Consider the following 22,623-nt stretch of genomic DNA (forward strand, 5'->3'; position numbering starts at 1 on the left):
GTTGCCATGGGGCACGTCGACGCTGGGAACCGGTACATGGACTGTCATGAGATCACGCCAGCGGCTGCGCATCGTGTGGAACCGAGCCCGTCCGGCACCTGCTGTGGGCTGGCACTTACGTTGTTGTTGCATGGCCTCGGCGCGCATCCAGCAGCCCATGCGGCATTGCGTGCTGCCCTGCGGCAGAGACCGGAGGGCGAGTGCTGTGCCAGCTGCGCGCTGTTGCGTGGCCATGACAACCCATAGATGTGTGCCGGCGACGTGGCCGCGGCGTAGCCATGGTTCGCCGCGCAGGCCGGCCATTACTAATTACATAGTTGACATGCCCGATCCGTCGGGCGCACGATGCGGGCGTCAACTAACGAACCAGTAGATAGCCATGGCCCGCCCCGTATCGCCTGCCCTGACCGACGCCGAACGCCGCATTCTGGAGGTGCTCTGGAAGAAGAAGGAGGCGTCCGTGCGTGAGGTCACCGATGAGCTGTCCAGGAAGAAGCCGGTCGCGTATACGACCGTGCTGACCATGTTCAAGGTGCTGGACAAGAAGGGACTGGTCAACCATCGCAGCGAGGGTCGCGCCTTCATCTACAGCGCCGCGATCACCCGCAGCGACGCGCGCAAGCAGGCGCTGGAGAATCTGCTCAAGTCCTTCTTCAACGATTCGCCCAGCGTGCTGGCCCAGCACCTGATCGATGAGCACGACATGGACGCTGACGAGCTCAAAGCGCTGCAGCAGCGCGTGGACGACGCATCTCCTTCGAGGACGCCCAAATGACCGTGCATTGGACCCAAGCCGTGGCGACGATGGCCGTGCAACACCTCTGGCAGAGCGCCTTGTTGTTCGCGCTGGCTGCCCTTGTAGTGGGGCGCAGCCGGATCAATGCAGAAGCGCGCTCCTGGGCGCTCTGCGTGGCCTTTGTGCTGGCTGCGGCATCACCACTGTTGGTCCTGCTGCCTCGCACCGCCCCGACGACTGTTGAGGTCGCGCAGCAGGCCGTACTGCCCTTAGCGACTGAGGCTCCAGTGCCGGTTGTCGCGCAGAAAGTGGACGGCATCACCAACACGATTCCCGCCTCCACCACGCCGACCCTGCTGCACGGCGCCGTACTGATCTGGTTGCTCGGCACGCTCTGGGGCCTGACCCGCTTGGGCCAGGGCGCATGGCAAGCGCGTCGCCTGCATCGCAGCGCGCGGCATTCGCCCCAGCACGAAGCGCTGCTGGGTGGAGAACTGCCTGCGGGTGCCAGCGTTGCACTATCCGATATCGCCCCGGGCCCGATGGTGGTTGGCCTGTGGTCGCCGCGCATTCTGGTGCCGACCACGATGGCATCCACCCTGCCCCCGGCCGCGCTGCGTGATCTGCTGCTGCATGAAGCCGCGCATATCCGTCGGCATGATCTGTGGATCACGGCTGCACAGCGTGCACTGCTCGCCGTGTACTGGTGGAGCCCGTTCCTGCGCCTGCTGGGCCGTCGGCTGGATCTCGCCCGCGAGATGGCGTGCGATGAGCAGGCGGCCCTGCGCACCGGCAGTGGCCGCGGCTATGCCGATTCCCTGCTGGCCGGTATCGCCGGACTGATGACACAGCGGGGGCGCAGCGCGCCTCTGGCCGTAGGCATGTCCGCCACCCGAAGTGGCTTGAGCCAGCGCATCGACGGGCTGCTGCGCCTGGACACGCGCTCGACCCGCTGGACAACGCGCTCCGGCTGGGGCGCACTGTGTGCGGTTGCACTGGTCGCGCATGTGGGTGTCACCGTGGCCGCTACGCCGCGGTTGGGCAACGCGATCGTCATTGCAGAGAACGAGACCGCCACCACGTCGCGCACCGTCTCGCCGCACGCCGAGCAGCTGCTCAGCGCGGCCAGCAACGGCGACATTTCCCGCGTGCAGCAGCTGGTCAAGACGGGTGTTGCCGTGGATACGCAGGTCAGTGGCGACGGCACCGCGCTGATCATCGCCGCCAAGCAAGGCGAACTGGCGATGGTGGATGCCCTGCTCGTGCTCGGCGCGCAGCCCGACCTGGCCTCGCGCGGCGATGGCAATCCGCTGATCGCTGCGGCACGTCGCGGTCATCTGCCGGTCGTCGAGCGCCTGGTCGGCGCCGGGGCCGACGTCAACCGCATCGTCGCCTTGGACGAAACCCCGCTGATCAATGCCGCCCGCTCCGGTGACGTCGACACCGTGGCCTATCTGGTCGAGCACGGTGCCGACGTCAACCTGGGCGTGGTGGCCGATTTCGGGCAGTGGCGCTCGCCGCTGAACCAGGCGCGCAACGATCGCGTCCGTGACTACCTTACCCGGCGTGGTGCGGTCGCCGGCAGACGCTGACCGGCCGCACTCCCCACGGGTGACGCTGATCGGTGCGATGGCCCCTGCGGCCATCGCCCACCCTGCAATGCCCTCCTTCGCTGCACCGTATCGCCCCTCACTGCGGCGTGCAGGCGCACGCCGGTCTTTCGGCATCACTCCCTCGTGAGGTATCGCATGGCTGACGCATCCACTCCACAGGCACCAAATCCATTGCGATTCAACCGCGCTCAGAAAGACCTGCTGCGCGCGTCACTGTGCGCCGCGCTGCTACTGCTGCTCGCTGGCCCCGCAGCAGCGGCGGACCGCGAAGACGCGACGATCCGCACGGCGCTCGCCTCCGGCCTGCGCCCCACGGTGGTGCCGGCCGATACCGGGCTGCCGCACTGGTCGCTGCAGGAACGCATGGCCCAGCACCATGTGCCCGGTGTGGCCATCGCTGTCCTACGGGATGGCAAGCTCGTGCACAGCGCCGGCTACGGGACGCGCGAGGTGGGCACGCAGGCTGCCGTGAATGCCGACACGTTGTTCTCGGTCGGCTCGGTCAGCAAGGTGGTTACGGCCGCCACCTCACTGCGATTGGTCGCCGACGGCACCCTCGCGCTGGACCGGGACATCGCCACCTACCTGCGCAGCTGGAAAGTCCCGGCTACCCCGTCGGTGCCGGCACCGCAGCTGACCCTGCGCATGTTGATGTCGCACACCGCCGGGCTGGGCGTGCATGGATTCGCCGACTACTTGCCAGGCGAGCCGCTGCCCACGCTGCTGCAGACGCTGGATGGCATCGTCCCGGCCAAGAACAAACCTATACGTCTGATCCATACACCCGGCGAACGGGGCGATTACTCTGGTGGTGGTGTGATGGTGGAACAGCTCGTGCTCGAAGATGTGACTGGCCAGCCGCTGAACACGCTCGCACGCAAGCAGGTGTTCGAGCCACTGGGCATGCAGCGCAGCCGGTTCACCGATCCACCCGCCAACACCGACAACATCGCCAAAGCGCATGACGGCGACGGCAAGCTCACCGCCCTGCCGCGCGGCTGGCAGTCCTTCCCGGAACAGGGCGCCTCCGGCCTATGGACCAGCGCCAACGACCTGGCCGCGTTCGTTGCTGCTCTTACGGCCAGCTACCGTGGCCAAGGAAATTTCCTGCCGCGGCCCATTGCGACCGACATGATGACCGAGGTGTCGCCAAGCTGGCACGGCCTTGGCCCGCGTCTGGACGGTGGCGGGCAGACCCGGATCTTCCACCATGGCGGCTCCAACGACAGTTACCGGGCGTGGATCGAGGGGTATCTGGAGACGGGCGATGGCTTTGTGATTCTTACCAATGGTGAGAATGGCGCCGCGCTGGCGACGGAGATCCGCAATGCACTGTCGGATGCGATCGGGCGTGGCGTGAATCCTGCCGTGCGCACGGTTGCGCTGGACCTTCGTGAGCCGCGGTATGCGGACTATGCCGGGGTGTTCGAGCAGGACGAGCGCGTGCCGATGGCGCAGCGCGGTGCGTTGGCCGACATCTTCGACATCCCGGCGTTGGAGGTGAAGGTGGCTGGTGGGGAGGTGCGCGTGGGTGTGGCTGGGACGAAACGCGATGGGCGCGTGCTGCCAGTGTCGCCGAATCGGTTTGTGTCACCAGATATCGATGGGCTGGAGATAGAGTTCCATCGGGATGCGTTCGGGAAGGTGGACGCGTTGAGTGTGGTGTTTGGGGAGGGGCGGGGATATTACGTGCGGCGGAAGCGGGATATTTGATGACGATTGGGGCCGACGCCGAGGGCTTTGCGCCAGTCTCGCATCACGGCGCGCGGGACTAGAGCTTCCGACGCAGCGAATACAGGACCGGCCGCGCGAGGCGGCCGGCCCTTGGTCCAGCTACAACACGTTACAGCGCAATCCGCGCAACAGATTCTTCGCTGCCCTTAGGCTCGCTGTCACCGTTCTTGACGGTCACGTACAGCACGTTCTTCTTGGCATCCAGCGCCAGACTGTTCGGGTGCGTCGGCACCGCGTACGTCGCCACCTGCTTGTAGGTATCGCTGTTGTATGCGGTGACGGTGCCACCATCGCGGTTGGTCACGTACAGGCGCTTGCGCGGTGCGTCCAGCAGGATGCCCAGCGGGCCGGCGTCGGTCGGGATGCTGGCCAGTTCCTTGCCGGTGGTGCGGTCCAGCACCAGCACGCGCTGGCCCGGGTGCTTGGATTCGAAGCCCGAGCTGCTGGCCTGGTACTTGCGGATCATCTCCGAGCCCTGGTCGGTCACGAACAGGCGCTTGCCGGCCGGATCCAGCGCAATGTTCATCGGCTGCTCGGCACTGACCTTGAAGCGCTGCTCAACCTTGCCGGTGTCGGTACCGACGGTGACGACCTCGGCCAGCAGGGTGGAGGTGTAAACGCGCTTGGCCTTGGCATCCAGCGCCAGGCCCGGTGCCTTGGCGTTGCCCAGGCCCGGAATGGTGTTGATGACCTTCAGCGACTGCGTATCCACCACGAACAGTACGCTGCCCTCACCCGAATGACCGGTGACGTACAGGCGGTTGTTGGCGCCATCGACGACCAGCTCGCGCAGATCGTGGGTGTAGGCGGCCTTGCCATCCTTGCCGACCTTTTTTTCCATCAACTGCACGATGCCGACCGGTTTGTTGGTGGCAGTGTCGACCACGGTGATCGAGGTATCGACGGTGTTGCCGACGTACAGCCGGTCGTTGGCATCGTCCAGCACTACGCCGAACGCCTTGCGCTCAAGCGGGATGGCGGTTTCGACGGCCAGGGTTTCCGGGTTCAGGCGCAGCACCTGGGACGGACCGGCGGCGTCGCCGAAGCCGCCCGAGGAGGCGACGAACAAGGCGTTCTGCTTGGGGCTGAAGGCCAGCTCATAGAGGCCTTGGGCGACGGCCTTGCGCTGGACGGCGGTGGTGCTGGCGGATGCGGTGGTCTGATCAGCGGCGAACGCGGACGGCGCGCCAAGGCTCAGGGAGATGGCGAAGGCCAGAGCGGCCGAGCGGATTACGGAATTGCGGTACATGCGAGCTTCCTTGAAGGGGCACGGGAGGGTGTCCTGGCTCGCTGGGCCGTACATTTGACGGCCGGCCCCGCATCTGTCTGCGCTGGGTGGGCTGGCTGGGTTTGCGGGGGAATGGTAGCAGGATGGGCTGCGGGTATGGCCTGCACCGTTACCATCAACACCTACAAGCCTGGGACGCGTGTCTACCAACCCTCTGTCATCACTGGTTTCGCCTGCTCCAGACCAAACGGCATCACGCACAACCCAAATTTGGCTTCAAAAGCGAACACGGGCAGGCCCCGAGAGAACTCGGTATACAACGGATACACGTCGTTGGGCGCGGGCGCTCAGCCGGTGCGACGCTGCAACTTGCGGGGGATCTTCTTGACCACCGGCACGGGCCGCTCCACCACCGTAAGGGTGATGATGCCGCGCGTGGCCTCCACCTTCAGGCGGGCGCCTACGTCGAAGCCGAGCTTGTCCAGCCAGCGGCCGCGCAGCTTGAGATAGGGAACAATCTCGGTGGGACCGCACTCTTCGCGGTCGGGGTACGTCAGCGCGCCTACGCGGTAGCTGCGTGCGGGGCGGGCGTAGGGTTTGCGCTTGGGGCGCGGGTCATCGGGTTCGTCTTCCCACGGCGTCAACATGTTGGACCTCCTGCAGGGCTTGCCCTTGCCGGGATGGCAAGGAAGGTGGGTGCCAGAGGAGTTTCTACGCTCGGTGAACATCATTCGGGATGGTGAAGAGCTTTGGAAATCGTTTGTTCCTCTTGATCGGCAAAGCTCCATCGACTGCACCAGTTGCGGTCGCAGTCTTTGAGACGGCGCAGTGTCAACGTCCCACCCGGGCTTCCCTGACCCCTCAGCGCTGCCTCCAGCGATACCCCCTCTTCACCCACGGGACGAAATTGGACATACTGTCCACTGAATTCCCGGAGCATCCATGAATACGTACGAGCTGATCGACCTTTCCCTCCAGCGCTTTTCAACGAAGGAGGTCGCCCAAGCCCTTGGAGTTGATCCGAAGACCGTCAAACGCTGGCAAGTTCGCGAGACCGAGCCCAAGCCGTACATTGCGGACGCCATCCGGCAGCGCCTGCTTCCCTTCGGCGACCCGCCGAACGGCGAAGGAAAGTTCCGCTTCATCGACCTGTTTGCCGGCATCGGCGGCATCCGCACGGCCTTCGAGAAGCAGGGTGGCCGCTGTGTGTTCACCAGCGAATGGGACCCCTATGCAGTAAAGACTTACAAGGCCAACTTCCATGATGGCCCGGGTCATACCTTTGCCGAGGACATCACCAAGGTCCATGAAGCCGATGTGCCGGACCATGATGTGCTGTTGGCTGGCTTCCCATGTCAGCCCTTCTCCATTGCAGGCGTTTCCAAGAAGAACGCGCTTGGCCGCCCGCACGGCTTCTCCGACAAGACCCAAGGAACCCTGTTCTTTGACGTGGCCCGCATCATCGCCGAGAAGAAGCCGCGTGCGTTCCTGCTTGAGAACGTGAAGAACCTGATGAGCCACGACAAGGGCCGCACGTTCTCCACCATCATTGACGTGCTGCAGAACGAGCTGGGCTACCAGGTCAAGCACAAGGTCATCAACGGCAAGCACTTCGGTCCTCAGCACCGTGAACGCATCATCATTGTGGGCTTCCGTGAGCCAAACGACTTCGACATCAACAAAGTTGAGCTACCGAGCATTGAGGATGCTCCGAAGATGGGCTCCGTTCTACACAGCCAAGATGGAACGGAAGCTACTGACTCCCCTTACATTGACGGCGCAAAGGGCAAGGTTCTTGAGAAGTACACCCTGTCAGACAAGCTTTGGGAGTACCTGCAGAACTACGCTACGAAGCATCGCGACAAAGGGAACGGCTTCGGCTTCGGGCTCGTGAACAGCGAAAGCACCTGCCGCACGCTTTCTGCCCGCTACTACAAGGACGGGTCGGAAATCCTTATCTCGCAAGGTGCCAAGAAGAATCCTCGCCGCCTCACGCCGCGCGAGTGCGCGCGCCTGATGGGGTTCGATGACAATTTCCGGATTCCCGTTTCCGACACTCGCGCCTATAAGCAGTTCGGCAACTCGGTGGTCGTTCCCGTCATAAGTGAGGTGGCCCGCATCATGGTGCCTTACCTGGTTGACAGCGCGGCGGCTGAGCCGGCGAAGCCGGCAAAGAAGAAGACAAAGGCCTGACGTTGGTCGACAGCCTCACTCCGGAGCAACGATCCGCGCAGATGTCTCGCATTCGCGGGACGAACACCAAGCTGGAGGTCCTTGTCCGCAAGGCCCTCCATGCAAGGGGATTCCGCTATCGGTTAGGTGGGGCCGGGCTGCCTGGGCGGCCCGATATTGTTCTGCCCAAGTATGGAACCGTGGTGTTCGTACACGGCTGCTTCTGGCATGGGCACAGCTGCCCACTCTATAGGCTGCCAAAGACGCGACCAGAGTTCTGGGCAGATAAGATTGGAAAGAACAGATCGCGAGACGAGCGGGTGGTTGCGGAGCTCGAATCGGCGGGCTGGCGGGTACTGACGGTTTGGGAATGCTCCCTGCGCGGCAAGTCCGCGAGTGAACAGACTTCATTCCTTGATAGCTTGGCCAGACAATTGCTAGAAGCCACGCAGTGAAGAGGAGACAGGAGTGGAGATGAATTTCATGGAACAGACCTCAGACCAGTGGTCGCTGGTAGACGCGCTACTCGCCCGCAGTTGCAAGCTGTTCCTGAAGAAGCTCTCGCGTAATGACTCTTCGTGGGCCAATGAGGGCGGGGGCCATCAGTACGGTTTCTATGTTCCCCGCGCTGTGCGGGAGTCTGGCTTCTTTCCCGAACTTCATGCGAGGGAAGACATCCCCCACATTCTTGAAGCCGAATGCCCTTCCTTCTGGCCTCAGACCGGAGAGATCAGACAGGATTCCGGCGTCAAGTACTACAGCAACAAGCAGTCCGAGTGTCACTTCACTAGGATTCCGCCAGAGCTGTTTAGGGGCCTGAATCCAGCTTCCTGGCTACTGGGTGGAACGCTTACGGAACCGGAAGGAACCGCGCATCACTGGTTCATGGTGATCGACTCAGCATCCGCGGAGGCAGAGCTTCTTGAAAGTCGCCTCGATATTCAAGCGAACTTCCATTTTGGACTCTTCAGTCCTTCGGACTTCAAGCGGGCGTCATCCATTGAGGCAGATGAGGCCGCTGATCTGATCGAGGAGATTGATGCAGCGCTTCGGACTGGCACGATTGAATCCCTCGTCGCAAAGTACTCCAAGCTTCCTAGTCCGGATATGCTTGCAAACGCGGCGCGGGCAGATTTTCTCAGTTCGGGTAAAGCAAAGGCTTTTGATCCTTGGGCGATCAAGAAGCCCGGCGACGCACTTATGCGTGTCAGCCGGGACATCGAGTTCGCCATCTACCGGCGGTACGAGCTTCGCATGAGAGCAGTTGAAGTCGCCAAGGTACTGTCCGGGTATGACCGCACCGCGACGGCCGCTGTACGCGGTTTCCCCTCGATGGATTCCATTTTTCTTTCTGCCAGTCAACAGCGAAAGAGTCGTGCAGGCAAGTCGTTCGAAGGACACTTGGCAGCGATGTTGACGGCTGGTGGAGTCAAGTTCGAAGCACAGGCAATTCTTGGGCAGCGACGCCCTGACTTCGTGCTTCCGGACCAGGCAACGGTCGCTTTGGATAAGAGCCGAAATTTTGAAGATGCGGCCATTCTTTCCGCCAAGACCACCTTGCGTGAACGCTGGAAGCAGATCACTCATGAGCGATTCAACTGCGCCATCTTCCTCGCGACCGTGGACGATCGCATCTCAAAGGAAGCACTGGCAGACCTTCAAAGGGCTGAGATCACCCTCGTAGTGCCGGAATCATTGAAGATGAAGACCAATGAATCTCTCTACTATCACGACTCGAACGTGATCTCCTTCCGTGAGTTCTTCGACGAAGAACTGGCACGCAAAAGACCATCGCTTCTTCTCGCTGGCTGAGGTTTCACACGCCATCCAAAGAGGGCACAAGGCGCGAATTTCTTAGCGCCCTGCTTTAACTTTCTCTAAATCAGGCTATGTGACTAAACCGAACGGCTACAAATGCGAGGCTGGGAGCCTCAGCGCTCAAATTCGATGTTCCAAAATTCGGCTATCGCTCATGAGCAAACTCTGCGGCCTTAAGGCACTGCTCCAAGACGCGTAACAGCTCCTGCTCACGGACATCCTCAAGGACAACGCCACCAAACTGTCGATTTACATGCTTCATGAACGTAGCAATCGCCTTGTCATTCTCGTTGATCCATGAGCTACCCTCTATCACGGTTAGAAGTGGACCAATCAACGCAGACCTAAAAGCACTATCGGCTCGGTCAATAACCTGTTTCCTAATGTTTGCTCTTCGGAGTAGCGCAACCAGCCCCCTTCGGATGTCGGATGGGAACGCAATAGACGCGACGTGCCCGTTCCACCATAGGCGACCAATTGAGTTGTCATCACGACTCCCAACGACTCCCGACGCAAAGAAGTGTTTTTTGACAGAGCCCTCGCTGAGTCCTGCCGAGGTCATCCATCGTTGCTTTGCGTACTCGAACAACTCTACGTGACAAAGGCGAACCCAAATCCTTTCATCTCTCGCAATCGCGGGAGTCATGCCGGATAGAGCTAAGTAGACTGTGTGGGAGTTCTCGATCTCCGATGACTCATTGTCCGCCGCTAGAAGATGCATAGGAATGGTGTCGTCCCAAGAGACGCCGGGCACGTCTACGTTCCAGCCGACTGCCGAGCTCGCGCCTCCAAAGCCGATGCCACGGTACGAGTCCATGTTTGACGGAATACTGGACGCCAATGATTCGACTATCGCCGTGGACACCATCTTGATTTCCGCCATCAGAGCTCCTCCCCCATCGCCTGGCTAAACTCAATTGCGAGCAGCGGCTTCTTCAGTATTAGTTGTGCCAAGGAAATTTTGCACGCCCCTTCAATCTCTCGACCGAGCGATTCAACGGTTGCGTGGAGTGCAGTGCACCACCTGTAGCCCAGCAACTCTGAACTACGACGCTCCGCCTCATGCAGCAGATGCATGATTATCGGGAAGTACAGGAGGTTCTGGATGCTGCCGACCCCTGTGATTGCACCGCTCCGCACGGAATGAATTACGTTGAATGTTGGCTCGGAGACATCGATGATCACCTTGTCGGAGTTTAAGTCGATATCGAACAAACCATCCTCGACGTTAGGCGCGATTCTAAGCTCGAATAGTGACTCAATTGAGGGCAGCGGCGGCCGCGATACGTCAACTTGAAATTCCTCCTCTAGTGCAAGAATCTGACCGGAAGGAAGATACACCGGCGCCTCAAACTCTACTCGCCTGCCGCTAGGCGAGTACGCAGCATGCTCAGAAGACAGCCAGATCATGGGTCTGATCTGAACACGCCCCAGCAGCGCGCCAGGCCCGAACTCGTGAATGCCGCGCGGGAATCCTAACGCTAGCACCCTTCGATAACCGGTATCCGTACAGCGAACGAGAATTCCGAATTTCGCGACACCACTATCCAGTAGCGCCAAGATCTCTGGCTGATCCATTGCCACTTCACATTCAATGTGGAGACTGTTCGTGGTCTTTTCTTCTGCGGTGCGAAGGTTTACCTCAAAGGTGTACCCGACCACATCATGCAACCATGGCGCCAACACTGGATGCTGGAAGTTGATGTTCTCTGATATTTTCATCGGTCAACCACCTCTTTGTCTCCGACAGCGCCCCCAACCGAGAACATCTGCACCTCAACTCCTCCAGCGTAGGGCTCATCGATATCGACGTCGATCGATACACGCTCCCCCTCTCTCAGATCCATGATGATAGAGCCATTGGCGATGCTTCCATGCGAAGTCGAGACTATTGCCAACGGCTCCAATCCGTACAGTCCCGAGACGTGAAGCGATACCTTCGCTACTCCTCCCGACACACTTGTGAAATGAAGCCGCCGACTGAACGGCCCACGCTTCGAGTCAATGGTAAAGACAACATCCTCAAGCGCCATGGCTTCACGGCTACCTAGCCCAGTTCCGCGACCTTTGCTGGATTGGCGCCCGCCCAGCTTGGAGCGATCCGCCCCCCCCTTCTGAACCGCAAGACCACTACGACCAGCTCCTGGTGGTGGGTCTTTGCTAGTGGACCGCCTGGCATCTGAGTACTCAAGGGTCACAGGATCCAGCTCATCGGAGGGTTCGGTGTGCGGAGACCCAACACCTCCGTTGGCTGCTAGTACTTCAGAAAGATCGTCGAGCTGCAGCGTCCCGCCTTCGTCTACCTTGGCGATTTCCTTCAGTAGAGCTCGAATCTTCTCCACAACGCGCTTGATCGCAAGCCGAACTTGATCGCGCTTTGCCTGCTCAACGATGCGATCTGGCTCGAATGCATCATGCGCTGGATTCTCAAGCGACTTGAGTATCCGGCTGGCCTTGGCACCTTCCTCATCGTGGGAGGGTGAAAGCATGGCAATGAAGTCAGACGTCCCATTGAAGCTCGCCATAGGCTGCGCAAACTTTTTAAAGTTGTTTGTTATGTAAATTCCGTTTCTTATCACATGGACCGATTTTGGCATGCCTTGCCGAGGTAGAACTCGAAGAATGAATGAGCCAAGGTAAGCATCGTCGATGCGTCGCTCAACCGAAATTTCGGACCTCAGGTTCTCCAGCAGCCTCCGGGCAACCAACAGCTGAGACTTTAGGTCAAAGGCGACAGCTGATTCCTCGAGGTCGGGCGAGAGCAACTGGGAATCAAGTGTGGACCGACTGATGATTGCTCCATTCACGTTGAACTCAACTGCGCCCGCGTCAATGGCACTTACAAAGTTGCAAAGCACAGCAAGCTTGATGCGGTCCTCCCACCCGTTCTCCTGCCTGAAGCCAACGGAGAATATCGAGGTACCGACGACAGTCCTCCGCATCCAAGGTGGAACCCCATCTAGCTTCGATATTGCGCTGAATTCCTCGCCACCCCAGAACCCTTCTGCGCCATAGAACACGTCGTTCCGCTTATGCGATATGGCACGCACCCTTCCTTGAGCTGCAAACATCTGCTCGCCTTCAGCATCCGCGGCCGTCGAGTAGATGACGCACTGAAGCGATGAGACAGCAACGGCAGCGTTCTTCCCGATTCCGTACGAACCGGCAGACGTAGGGTCCAGCTTGTTAGTTACGCCATCCCCCTTGACTAGCACATTGAACACAGAATGCATGTCATCCAGTGGGCCTGTCAGCCCAGTTGTATTGCTATCCGAGATCTCTAGTACTTTCCATACCTTGGCTGCGACTATGTGTCGAGCGGACTCGAAGTGTTCCGTCGTGCGCTCATCAGTGTTCTCACGCAAGCACGCGTCGACTACCTCCGCCAGCTCATCAGCAAACGGAATTTGATCTCTGTCGATATCATGGAGCCGAATGTCGATCCTGACGGTACCCGAGCCCAAACGCGCATCCATGCTGTTCTGACCGGTCTCCCGAACGCAGCTTGCGTAGGGGTCTCCCTTAAAGGTCTCGAGGCCAGAGTACCCGAGGCCTTCTACTTTCCTTGCTTGGTTCTTTAGAAATCTAATCATGGGCTTGAATGCCGCCTTTCTTTCTTAATGGACCCCAAGAGGCCCGGGATACTCGCTATAGATACCACTCGACTGCATCACGAACCGCTTGGCGAGCACGGTGCACCTCTGGCTTGAAAACAATTCCCGCCTCATCGACCCGCTTCACGACCGACTTTAGCTCGTCCACGATTTCGGGCTGGAAGCCGTAGCGCATCAACAGGATGGATAGATGATCGTTTGTTCCATATCGGAACATCTCGACCAGCTTTAGCGCGCGTTGGTCACGCACTCTCATGTAGAAAAGCTCGGCGGCAGCTGAAAACGTGTCCGCGAGGCAAAAGGAGACAACCTTGTCCATATAGTCGTAGGTGTCGAACACAATTGTGTCGTAGGGGAGTTTTTCCTTCGGCCCTTGGTAAACGGGAAATGACCTTTCCATTTCGGCATTCGGCAAAACGGCCGCCATTTGCGAGAACTGCGCGTCAGTTCGGTCACTTTCATCGCGACGACTAACCCTTGCGAATCTTGTTCCCGCTATCTCTTTGAAGGATCGCCCCGCGAAGACCTGAGAAAGCACGGAAATTGCTTCATGAAATACTGCAGCTTCGCCCGCCTTTAGGTTTCGACCGAGGTAGGTCTCATAGATGACCTTGAAGTCTGCTCTGAGGCCTTCTCGCGCGAGTCGTCCAGGAACACCACGGAGATGCTCAAGACCAATTACACCATTCGGGTAAACGGTATCGAGGATGCTCTTCATCGCCTCCAGTGCGCGCTCGGATCCAAGTCTTGACTTCCTGCTCTCCGGCATCTGCATCTCATCGTCGTAGGTCTCTTCCTTAACCGCCTGGACGATCTCCCAATCGTCTCTGGATACATCCTCTTCTTCTGCATCGAGTACAGATTCGGAGGATAGCTCATAGCTGTCGAGGAGCCGTTCGCTTAGCAACAGTGGATTCTTTGTGTAAACGCAGCCATAGTCGAACTTCTTCTCCCGTGTGAGCCTGCCCGCTCGCCCAATAAGGTTCTTGAAGGACAAGGATCTTTTCTTCGACGTCGTATCGGAGAGGTGCATTGTTTCAAGCCAAACCACGTCGAATGGCATATTAATGCCTTGAGCGAGAGTGCTCGTGGCGAAGCATATTCTGGCGTGCTTGAGCCGAATAAAGCGCTCAATCAGAAACCTTACCTCGAGTGGAACCGAGCCATGATGAATTACTACTCCTACCTTCATCAGCTCCACCATGGTCGAACGCTGGCTCCGACCATCGGCTCCAATCAGCCTCTTGATTTCGTCAATTATTGCTATGGCTCCCGGATCCGCTACAGGCTTGAACTTCCTGATCGTCGAACGGAATGTGTCTAAGAACTTACCATTGTAGATTGAGGCCTTGGAGACATACGCAAGCAAGGTTCTTTTTGGATCAAGTGCGAACTCTGAGAAGTCCCCATCGAACTTCACCGAATTCTTCTGCAGGTGACCCTTGTCTTCGAATGGCGAGAAATAGTAATCGTCACCATTTTTATGTCGGTAGATGAAAATTTTGCCGACGGCGCCATGGCAGTACGCCTTGGAGTACGATGAATGTCGATCGATTCCATGCTTGTGTAGCTGAGCAGATGGATTTTCCACGAACGGATGCGCGAACACGAGTTTTGCCGTTGGGAACTTCCTGATGACCCTGCGAACAAGAGATCGAACACGACCCCCCGACCCTCTTCTTCTGAGACGTGCGCCTCATCGAAGAAGAATAGATTTACATCCAGCGACCTCTTCTTCGACACGACCTCTCGCGCACGCTCGGGAGTCAGCACAAATACTCTTCTGCGTATGCGGTCGGTGAAGATACTATCGACGAATGGCATGATCATTACGTCGCGCTGCTCGGAAAACTGCTCCCTGAGTGACGAGATGTACTCCGCAATCAGGGCCCTTGATGGCACGACGATGACTGCATCCCCATTACCTTCAACCAGATAATCTCGGATTGCGTATGATTTACCCGCGCTGGTTGGCGCTGATATCGAAACGTATTTATTGGCGTTGATGGCATTCCGCACACTGGCCTGAACCGGCGTGAGAATGTCCCCTGAAGTAGTGGTATTTGCACTCCCGACAGACTTCATGATCAAGGAGTAGATAGTTTCGGCGTCTCCAATTTTGTAGAACAGCCCCATGGATGATATTAGGTGCTCTTCCCCTTCTGCAAACTCCAGCGGGCTGAACTCCTTGTACAAACTAATTTGCTGCAAAATCTCGTTGGAGTCCGGTCCATTTCTGTGGACGTAGTCGATAATTTCGTCCAGCTTTTGTCTGGGTCGGTCATCGGCATGGATGCTTCGCAGCCTATTTAGCAGCATACGTCACCCCTACTAGCAGAACTTGTGCTAACTCGTGAGATTCGGCCAGCTGTTTCGCCGTCTTCGAAGCGTTAGCTAGGATCACCCCGTGGTCGAGCCCGTTTACCGAGAATGCGGCAATGATGCCGAATTCATCGAGGTCGAGGCGCCCCATAGATGCTGGGGAGCATAGCGTGCCTAAGTAATGGACATCCATCAGGTGCTTCTTGTTTTGCAAGAACCCTGAGATTTGGGTGATGGCTATTCCGTGAGGGCTTGATGATCTGGAGTATTTCGCCTCACCGAAATTAATGAGTTCGTTGGGACACACTGTATGGAAGTCAAATCCTTCATTGTTTCTCGATTTTGGCTTCCAGAGCTCTGAGATCGGTAGCGGGAGGTGCCCGTACATGGCAGATAGCGCTCTCGACGAGCCAACTGAAATCATTATTTCGCCAAAATCCTCTGTCAAAGAGCCCGAGGATGCCACGTCGCTAACCAGCGCGACCAGTAAGGGCGCCGTCATTGAGACAGCCGCCTCATAGCCCTTGCGAGTCAGACCATCGATATCGGCCATCCACGATTTATCAATCACGGTATTCACGATCGACGTCGCTAGCGCCTCGATGTTTCCGACGCTCACTTGACAGACTCGGAGGCTGCTGTCCCCGAGGCTGGGAATCTCCCAGTATTCACATCCCCAAACGGGATCAGAGAGTGCGTTGCCCGGAGTAGACATCCTAGTCACCCTTCCAGAACAGCCTTGGCCGAACTTTGGAGTGTATACAAGATGTGAAAGCCGTCAACTTTCCATAAAAAAAGAGCGGCACCAAGGCCGCTCCTTTCTCGTCAAATATTTGACTAGTCAAACCCCGACAGGATTAGCCTTCTCAGGATCAATCTTGTACTGCTTGATCGCCCGCGCCACATCCTTACCCGTCATCTTCCCTTCCTTCGCCAGCGCCGCAATCGCGGCATGCGCGATGTAGTACCGGTCAACCTCGAAGAAGCGACGCAGATTCGCACGCGTATCCGAACGACCGAAGCCATCCGTCCCCAGCACCGTGTAAGACATCGGCACGAACGAGCGGATCTGGTCCGCGTACGCACGCACGTAGTCGGTCGCGGCAATCGCCGGGCCCTGGCGGCCTTCCAGCAGCTCGGTCACGTAGGCCTTGCGCGGCTCGGCTTCCGGGTGGAAGCGGTTGTAGCGCTCCACGTCGAAGCCGTCGCGGCGCAGTTCGTTGAAGCTCGGGCAGCTCCAGATGTCGGCGGTCACGCCGAAGTCCTTGTCCAGCAGCTCGGCCGCGGCAATGGCTTCGCGCAGGATGGTGCCCGAACCCAGCAGCTGCACGCGCAGCTCGCCCTTCTTCGGCTTGCCGGCGTCGCTGAGCAGGTACATGCCCTTGACGATGCCGTCGGCCGCGCCTTCCGGCATTTCCGGGTGGGTGTAGTTTTCGTTCATCAGGGTGATGTAGTAGTACTCATCAATCTGATCTTCCATCATGGCCTTGGTGCCGTGCTGCAGGATCACCGTCACTTCGAAGCCGAAGGTCGGGTCATAGCTGCGCACGTTCGGGATGCCACCGGCCACGATATGGCTGAAGCCATCTTCGTGCTGCAGGCCTTCACCGTTCAAGGTGGTGCGGCCGGCGGTGCCGCCCAGCAGGAAGCCACGGGTACGCATGTCGGCAGCCTGCCAGGCAAGGTCGCCCACGCGCTGGAAGCCGAACATGCTGTAGTAGATGTAGAACGGCAGCATCGGCACGTTGCTGACCGAGTAGCTGGTACCGGCCGCCATCCACGAGGCAATGGCGCCCGGCTCGCTGATGCCCTGCTGCAGCACCTGGCCGCTCTGGTCTTCGCGGTAGAACATGAGCTGGTCGGCATCGACCGGCTTGTACTTCTGGCCGAACGGCGCGTAGATGCCGATCTGGCGGAACAGGCCTTCCATACCGAAGGTACGGGCTTCGTCGGCCACGATCGGCACGATGTGCGGGCCCAGTTCCTTGTCGCGCAGGGTGATGTTCAGGCTCTGCACGAAGGCCATGGTGGTGGAGTAGCTGCGCTCGCCGCTGCTCTTGAGCAGGCGCTCGTAGCTTTCCAGCTTCGGTGCGTTGAAGCTCTTTTCGGCCTTGCGGCGGCGCTGCGGCAGATAGCCACCCAGGGCGGCACGCCGTTCCTGCAGGTACTTCACTTCCGGCGAATCCGGGCCCGGGTGGTAGAACGGCACCTGGCCGTCGGCCAGCTGCGCATCCGTCACCGGGATGTTGAAGCGGTCGCGGAAGTGCCGGACGGCATCGTCATCCAGCTTCTTGGTCTGGTGGGTCGGGTTCAGTGCTTCACCCGCGCTGCCCATGCCGTAGCCCTTGACCGTCTTGGCCAGGATCACGGTTGGCATGCCCTTGGTGTTCACGGCCTGGTGGTAGGCGGCGTAGACCTTGTGCGGATCGTGGCCACCACGGTTGAGGCGCCAGATATCGTCGTCCGACAGGCCGGCGACCATCGCAGCGGTTTCCGGGTACTTGCCGAAGAAATGCTCGCGGGTATACGCGCCACCGAAGGCCTTGCAGTTCTGGTATTCGCCGTCGACGGTTTCCATCATCAGCTTGCGCAGGACGCCGTTGGTGTCCTTGGCCAGCAGGGCATCCCAGTAACCGCCCCACAGCAGCTTGATGACATTCCAGCCGCCGCCACGGAAGACGCCTTCCAGTTCCTGGATGATCTTGCCGTTGCCACGCACCGGGCCGTCGAGGCGCTGCAGGTTGCAGTTGACCACGAAGATCAGGTTGTCCAGGCCTTCGCGGCCAGCCAGCGCGATCGCGCCGAGGGTTTCCGGCTCATCGCTCTCGCCGTCGCCGATGAAGCACCACACCTTGCGGTCGGACTTCTCGATCAGGCCACGGTTTTCCAGGTAACGCAGGAACTGCGCCTGGTAGATCGCGGCGAGCGGGCCCAGGCCCATCGAGACGGTCGGGGTCTGCCAGTAATCGGGCATCAGCCACGGATGCGGGTAGCTGGAGAGGCCACCGCCGTCGACTTCCATGCGGAACTTGTCCAGCTGGGCTTCGTCGATGCGGCCTTCCAGGAAGGAACGCGCATAGATGCCCGGGGCGCTGTGGCCCTGGATGAAGAGCAGGTCGCCCGGGTGGTCTTCGCTCGGGGCGCGCCAGAAGTGGTTGAAGCCCACGTCATACAGCGTGGCGCCGGAGGCGAACGAGGCGATGTGGCCGCCCAGGTCGCCCGGCTTGCGGTTGGCGCGCACGACGGTCGCCATCGCGTTCCAGCGGATGATGGAACGAATGCGCCATTCCAGTTCGGCGTTGCCCGGGCTCTTGGCCTCCAGGGTCGGCGCGATGGTGTTCACGTACTCGGTGGTGGGAGAGAACGGCAGGTAAGCACCCGAACGACGGGTCAGTTCCACCATGCCTTCCAACAGCTGATGCGCGCGCTCGGGGCCCTCGACATCAATAACGGCCTTCAGCGACTCGATCCATTCCTGGGTTTCCACAGGATTCGGGTCGTTGTTCAGCACCTCGTTCAACCAGTTCATTTGCGCTCCCATGACCGCACGCACGCGCGCGACTGTTTTAGATTTCTAGCCGCAAAGTGTAGCGCACCAAGGGGTTTGCTTACTTCGCTACGGTTGCGTATGGAACCATCCAGGCGTGTCCGGAAGGACAGCCGGCGACAGCGCGCGGGCCGCACTGGAAGGTTCCACGCTGCATTTCAGCCTGCCCGGCAGCGATGACACCGGCGCGTCAGCGGGACACCGATGGACAGCGCAGGCGCTGCGGCGCGGGCGATTGGCGTGGATCGTGCGCGGCGACGGGGCGTTTGAGCGCGCATCGGCGTGGATCATCGGTACCGTTGGGAGGCGGCAACCGAGTGCAGTGTTCCATCACAAGCACGCACCGTCGCACCCTGGATTCACCTGAACGCATCCCTGCCATGCGTGCGCGGTTGCTGGCCGAAACGGAGTTTTCGATATATCGTTCCGCCACTGCATTCGATATATCGAAATGACCTCTCCGCGCGACCTCGACCGCCCTCCCCGCCCGCTGACCGCCCGGCCCCTCAGCCGCGGCGACCTGCGCCTGCTGGTGCTGTCCCTGCTTGCCGACCAGCCGCGCCACGGCTATGAGCTGATCCAGCTGATCAGCGACATGTTCGTGCGGGTCTACACGCCCAGCGCAGGCTCGATCTACCCGGTGCTGGCGCAGTTCGAGGCCGCCGGCTGGGTCGACGCGGTCGAGGACGGGGGGCGCAAGCGCTACGCACTCAGCGCGCTGGGCCAGGCCGAGCTGGAAGCACAGCGCGATGAGGTCGATGCAGCGGTACACCGGGTACGCGACAGCGCGCGCACGATCACCAAGGCCAACCTGCCGCCGCCCGTGCGCGATGCGTTGCGCGAGCTCAAGCACGCGCTGGGCCTGTGCCACGGCCGCTGGCAGGACGACAACGCCGCTGCCGTGGCCGAGGCGCTGCGCGAGGCCGCCGCGCGGATCCGTGCGCAGGGCCGCTGACCTCCCTTCTTCGTTTCAGACCCAGCCAGCCACCGCCCGCCAGGTCCTTCTCTCTCAACGCCGCGCTGCGGCACTGATCCAGGTATTCCCATGGCTCTGCATGAAAACCGACTGCTCCGTCATACCGTGACGTTCCGCCCGCTGCAGGTGCTGCGCACCGAAGAGATCAGCCCGTGCATGCGCCGGGTGATCGTTGGCGGCGAGGCGCTGGAAGGCTTCGATTCGCCCTCCCCGGACGACCACGTCAAGCTGTTCTTCCCCAACGCCGAGGGCCAGTTCGTGGTTCCGACGATGACCCCGGAGGGCCCGCGCTACCCGGAAGGCCAGACGCCCTCCCCCTCGCGCGATTACACCCCGCGCTGGTGGGATCTGGAGAGCCACGAGCTGGCGCTGGATTTCGTCATGCACGGCGACGGCCTGGCCTCGACCTGGGCCGCCAACGCGCAGCCGGGCGATGCGATCGCCGTGGGCGGCCCACGTGGCTCGCACATGACCGCCGATGACTTCGACACCTATGTGCTGATCGGCGATGAAACCGCGCTGCCGGCGATCGGCCGCTGGCTGGAGACGCTGCCGGACGGCGCCAATGCCGATGTCTACATCGAGATCCCCGAATCCGGCGATCGCCAGGAGCTGCCGGAGGACGACCGCATCCGCATCTCGTGGCTGGAGCGCAACGGCTTCGACGCCGCCACCAGCACCCTGCTGGAAGACGTGCTGACCGATTTCGAGGAACCGGACGGCGACACCTTCTACTGGATCGCGGCCGAATCGCGCCGGGCCCGGATGATGCGCAAGTACATCGAGGGTCACCTGGGCGTGCCCAAGGACTGGATCCGCTCGACCGGCTACTGGAAGGCCCACGGCAGCGAGCACCACGACGACTGAGCCCGCGACGGGCACCGGCCGCGAATGCGACAATCGCGTTTTGTGCCGGTGCCTTTCATGCAAGCCTCTTCTCTTTCGGCACTGACCGATCTGATCGACCGCGCCGAGCGCGCCGATCCCGCGCTGGATGCCGCCTTGGCGGCGCTGGCGCCTTCCGTGGGCGAGAACATCGCCCCGCTGCGCACCGCCCTGGTGCCGCTGGCCCGCGCGCAGGCGGCGCTGGTGCAGGCGAACATCGATATCGACCTCGTCGCCGATGAGCTGCGCCGTTACCAGAAGTACGCGATGCCCGGTAAGCCGAGCCTGCAGATCGTGCAGCTGCGCAAGCAGCAGGCCTCGGTGAAACAGGCCGCGCTGCTGGCCCGCCAGGCCTATGCGCAGGCCACCCATGCGTTCCTGCGGGAGAGCGGCTTGACCGCCCCGGCACGGCGCACGCCGACCGATTTCACCACGCTGTGGCTGGGCAAGGTAATCGCGCAAGTGGCGGCGGGTTGACCCGAAACGGTAGTGCCGGCCGCTGGCCGGCTCGCCCTAAAAGAAAGCCCGCCAATTGGCGGGCTTTCTGCCTTCTCACGACGAGTGAGGAGAAACTCAGGCAGCCGGCTTTTCGCCAGTGGCCTCGGTGGTGATGCGGATGTTCACTTCATCGCTGACATTCGGGGCGTACGCGCCGACGCCGAAATCGCTGCGCTTGATGGTGGTGGTGGCATCGAAGCCCGCCGCCGGCACCTTGGCCATCGGGTGCTCGCCGCCGCCGTTGATGGTCACATCCAGGGTCACCGGCTTAGTGATGTCCTTGATGGTCAGGTCGCCGGTCACGGTCAGCTTGTTGGTGCCGTTGGCTTCAACCTTGGTGCTCTTGAAGGTGGCAGCCGGGAACTTGGCGGCGTCGAAGAAATCGGCGCTCTTGAGGTGCTCGTCGAACTTGGCGGTGAAGCTGTTCAGGCCGGTCAGCGGCAGCTTCACTTCCACGGTGGACTTGGTCACGTCCGCGGCGTCATACACCAGGGTGCCTTCGGCGGCGCCGAAGTGCGCGGTCGGGTGCGAGAAGCCGAAGTGGCTCCACTGGACCAGCACGTCGGTGTGGGTCGGGTCGAGCTTGTAGGTGCCCGAAGCGATCTGGATCGCCTCGGCGGCCGGGGCGGCAGCGGCAGCGTCCGCAGCCGGGGCGGCGGTTTCGGTGGCGGCCGGTGCGTCAGCGGCCGGAGCAGCGGCTTCGTCGGCCGGCTTGGAGCAGGCGGCGATGGCCAGGGTCAGGGCGAGCGGCAGCAGCAGTTTGCGGGTCACGGTCATGTCAGGTCTCTCTCGTTTCGAAGGGAAAAGAAGCAAAGGTAATGCAGCCCATCCGCACGGACGGGCCACGATCCGGCGGTAACGCTTATGCGATGCGGGCGGCTTCGTCGAAGGACAGGCGAGGCAGCCGCGGGAACAGGCCCGAGGCGTCACCGTACCCCAGGTTGACGAGGAAATTCGACTTGATCGCGGTGCCCTTGAAGAAGGCTTCGTCCACCTTGGCGTTGTCGAAGCCGGACATCGGGCCGGCATCCAGACCCAGCGCGCGGGCGGCCAGGATCAGGTAGGCGCCCTGCAGGCTGCCATTGCGGAACGCGCCTTCGGTACGGCCTTCACGGGGACCGTCGAACCACGCCTTGGCGTCGGTGTGCGGGAACAGGAACGGCAGCTTCTCGTGGAAGTCTTCGTCGAAGGCGACAATCACCGTGACCGGGGCGGCCAGGGTCTTGTCGTGGTTGCCTTCGGACAGCGCCGGGGCGAGCTTGGCCTTGGCTTCCGGGGTTTTCACGAACACGAAGCGCGCCGGGCTGCCGTTGGCGGCGGTCGGCCCCCACTTCAGCAGCTCGTACAGCGCCTGCAGCTGGCTGTCTTCCACCGGCTTATCAAGGAAGGCGTTCTGGGTGCGGGCGGTACGGAACAACTGATCGAGCGCAGCATCGTCAAGGACGTGGGACATGAAGCCTCCGGAAATAAGGGGAATCGT

The 22,623-nt window shown here is 60.7% G+C and carries 20 protein-coding genes; 9 read left to right on the forward strand and 11 right to left on the reverse strand.

Annotation, left to right across the window (positions count from 1 at the left end; genetic code table 11):
• The first annotated feature begins 379 nt into the window (after positions 1-379).
• The 3 genes from ABE464_RS17000 to ABE464_RS17010 all read left to right on the forward strand — a co-directional run bounded on the left by ABE464_RS17000 (position 380) and on the right by ABE464_RS17010 (position 4,062).
• A complete protein-coding gene (locus tag ABE464_RS17000) occupies positions 380-775 on the forward strand; it encodes a BlaI/MecI/CopY family transcriptional regulator (RefSeq protein WP_346472897.1) in 396 nt (131 codons plus the stop codon).
• Complete coding sequence (locus ABE464_RS17005) at positions 772-2,328, forward strand: M56 family metallopeptidase (protein ID WP_346472898.1); 1,557 nt, start codon at positions 772-774, stop codon at positions 2,326-2,328. The genes ABE464_RS17000 and ABE464_RS17005 overlap by 4 nt, the downstream gene beginning before the upstream one ends.
• A 156-nt stretch (positions 2,329-2,484) precedes the next feature.
• Positions 2,485-4,062 carry a serine hydrolase domain-containing protein gene (locus ABE464_RS17010; RefSeq protein ID WP_346472899.1) on the forward strand — a complete coding sequence of 526 codons (1,578 nt, stop codon included), beginning with the start codon at positions 2,485-2,487 and terminating at the stop codon, positions 4,060-4,062.
• A 130-nt stretch (positions 4,063-4,192) separates the two neighbouring features.
• Here ABE464_RS17010 and ABE464_RS17015 read toward each other — a convergent pair whose 3' ends face one another.
• The gene (locus ABE464_RS17015) at positions 4,193-5,332 is read right to left on the reverse strand and encodes a YncE family protein (protein WP_346472900.1); all 1,140 of its coding nucleotides are present in this window, start codon (positions 5,330-5,332) and stop codon (positions 4,193-4,195) included.
• A gap of 326 nt (positions 5,333-5,658) precedes the next feature.
• Entirely contained in the window at positions 5,659-5,958 is a 300-nt protein-coding gene (locus ABE464_RS17020) for a SymE family type I addiction module toxin (protein ID WP_346472901.1), read from the reverse strand.
• A gap of 295 nt (positions 5,959-6,253) precedes the next feature.
• On the opposite strand from ABE464_RS17020, the gene dcm reads away from it, so the two are divergent.
• From dcm to ABE464_RS17035, 3 genes are read left to right on the forward strand one after another with little or no spacing between them, the layout of a single operon-like run.
• Positions 6,254-7,504: a DNA (cytosine-5-)-methyltransferase gene (dcm, locus tag ABE464_RS17025; RefSeq protein WP_346472902.1), complete on the forward strand. Its 1,251-nt coding sequence runs from the start codon at positions 6,254-6,256 to the stop codon at positions 7,502-7,504.
• Positions 7,505-7,506: 2 nt separating this feature from the next.
• Positions 7,507-7,938, forward strand: coding sequence for a very short patch repair endonuclease (locus ABE464_RS17030; RefSeq protein WP_346472903.1), 432 nt, complete (start codon positions 7,507-7,509; stop codon positions 7,936-7,938).
• Positions 7,939-7,957: 19 nt separating this feature from the next.
• Positions 7,958-9,295: a type II restriction endonuclease gene (locus ABE464_RS17035; protein WP_346472904.1), complete on the forward strand. Its 1,338-nt coding sequence runs from the start codon at positions 7,958-7,960 to the stop codon at positions 9,293-9,295.
• A 151-nt stretch (positions 9,296-9,446) separates the two neighbouring features.
• Here ABE464_RS17035 and ABE464_RS17040 read toward each other — a convergent pair whose 3' ends face one another.
• From ABE464_RS17040 to aceE, 7 genes are all read right to left on the reverse strand, one after another.
• Complete coding sequence (locus ABE464_RS17040) at positions 9,447-10,184, reverse strand: DUF6339 family protein (protein ID WP_346472905.1); 738 nt, start codon at positions 10,182-10,184, stop codon at positions 9,447-9,449.
• Positions 10,184-11,023, reverse strand: a complete 840-nt coding sequence (locus ABE464_RS17045; protein ID WP_346472906.1) for a hypothetical protein — start codon at positions 11,021-11,023, stop codon at positions 10,184-10,186. Before ABE464_RS17045 ends, ABE464_RS17040 begins: the two co-directional genes overlap by 1 nt.
• The gene (locus ABE464_RS17050) at positions 11,020-12,894 is read right to left on the reverse strand and encodes a hypothetical protein (protein WP_346472907.1); all 1,875 of its coding nucleotides are present in this window, start codon (positions 12,892-12,894) and stop codon (positions 11,020-11,022) included. Before ABE464_RS17050 ends, ABE464_RS17045 begins: the two co-directional genes overlap by 4 nt.
• A gap of 55 nt (positions 12,895-12,949) precedes the next feature.
• A complete protein-coding gene (locus ABE464_RS17055) occupies positions 12,950-14,335 on the reverse strand; it encodes a hypothetical protein (protein WP_346472908.1) in 1,386 nt (461 codons plus the stop codon).
• Complete coding sequence (locus ABE464_RS17060) at positions 14,332-15,051, reverse strand: DEAD/DEAH box helicase (RefSeq protein WP_346472909.1); 720 nt, start codon at positions 15,049-15,051, stop codon at positions 14,332-14,334. The genes ABE464_RS17055 and ABE464_RS17060 overlap by 4 nt, the downstream gene beginning before the upstream one ends.
• Before the next feature lie 169 nt (positions 15,052-15,220).
• A complete protein-coding gene (locus ABE464_RS17065; RefSeq protein WP_346472910.1) occupies positions 15,221-15,817 on the reverse strand; it encodes a hypothetical protein in 597 nt (198 codons plus the stop codon).
• 261 nt (positions 15,818-16,078) lie between these two features.
• Positions 16,079-18,766: a pyruvate dehydrogenase (acetyl-transferring), homodimeric type gene (aceE, locus tag ABE464_RS17070; protein WP_346472911.1), complete on the reverse strand. Its 2,688-nt coding sequence runs from the start codon at positions 18,764-18,766 to the stop codon at positions 16,079-16,081.
• A gap of 469 nt (positions 18,767-19,235) precedes the next feature.
• Here aceE and ABE464_RS17075 point away from each other — a divergent pair, with 469 nt between their 5' ends.
• The 3 genes from ABE464_RS17075 (at position 19,236) to ABE464_RS17085 (ending at position 21,122) form a co-directional block, all read left to right on the forward strand.
• On the forward strand, positions 19,236-19,739 hold the full coding sequence (locus ABE464_RS17075) for a PadR family transcriptional regulator (RefSeq protein ID WP_346472912.1): 504 nt from the start codon (positions 19,236-19,238) through the stop codon (positions 19,737-19,739).
• 90 nt (positions 19,740-19,829) lie between these two features.
• Positions 19,830-20,627, forward strand: coding sequence for a siderophore-interacting protein (locus tag ABE464_RS17080; RefSeq protein WP_346472913.1), 798 nt, complete (start codon positions 19,830-19,832; stop codon positions 20,625-20,627).
• Positions 20,628-20,684: 57 nt separating this feature from the next.
• The gene (locus tag ABE464_RS17085) at positions 20,685-21,122 is read left to right on the forward strand and encodes a hypothetical protein (protein ID WP_346472914.1); all 438 of its coding nucleotides are present in this window, start codon (positions 20,685-20,687) and stop codon (positions 21,120-21,122) included.
• A 96-nt stretch (positions 21,123-21,218) separates the two neighbouring features.
• Here ABE464_RS17085 and ABE464_RS17090 read toward each other — a convergent pair whose 3' ends face one another.
• Positions 21,219-21,920 carry a YceI family protein gene (locus ABE464_RS17090; RefSeq protein WP_346472915.1) on the reverse strand — a complete coding sequence of 234 codons (702 nt, stop codon included), beginning with the start codon at positions 21,918-21,920 and terminating at the stop codon, positions 21,219-21,221.
• Positions 21,921-22,005: 85 nt separating this feature from the next.
• Entirely contained in the window at positions 22,006-22,596 is a 591-nt protein-coding gene (locus ABE464_RS17095; RefSeq protein ID WP_070471513.1) for a malonic semialdehyde reductase, read from the reverse strand.
• Positions 22,597-22,623 lie beyond the last annotated feature (27 nt).

It is taken from the genome of Stenotrophomonas sp. TWI587, assembly GCF_039674145.1.
GTDB lineage: Bacteria > Pseudomonadota > Gammaproteobacteria > Xanthomonadales > Xanthomonadaceae > Stenotrophomonas > Stenotrophomonas maltophilia_AY.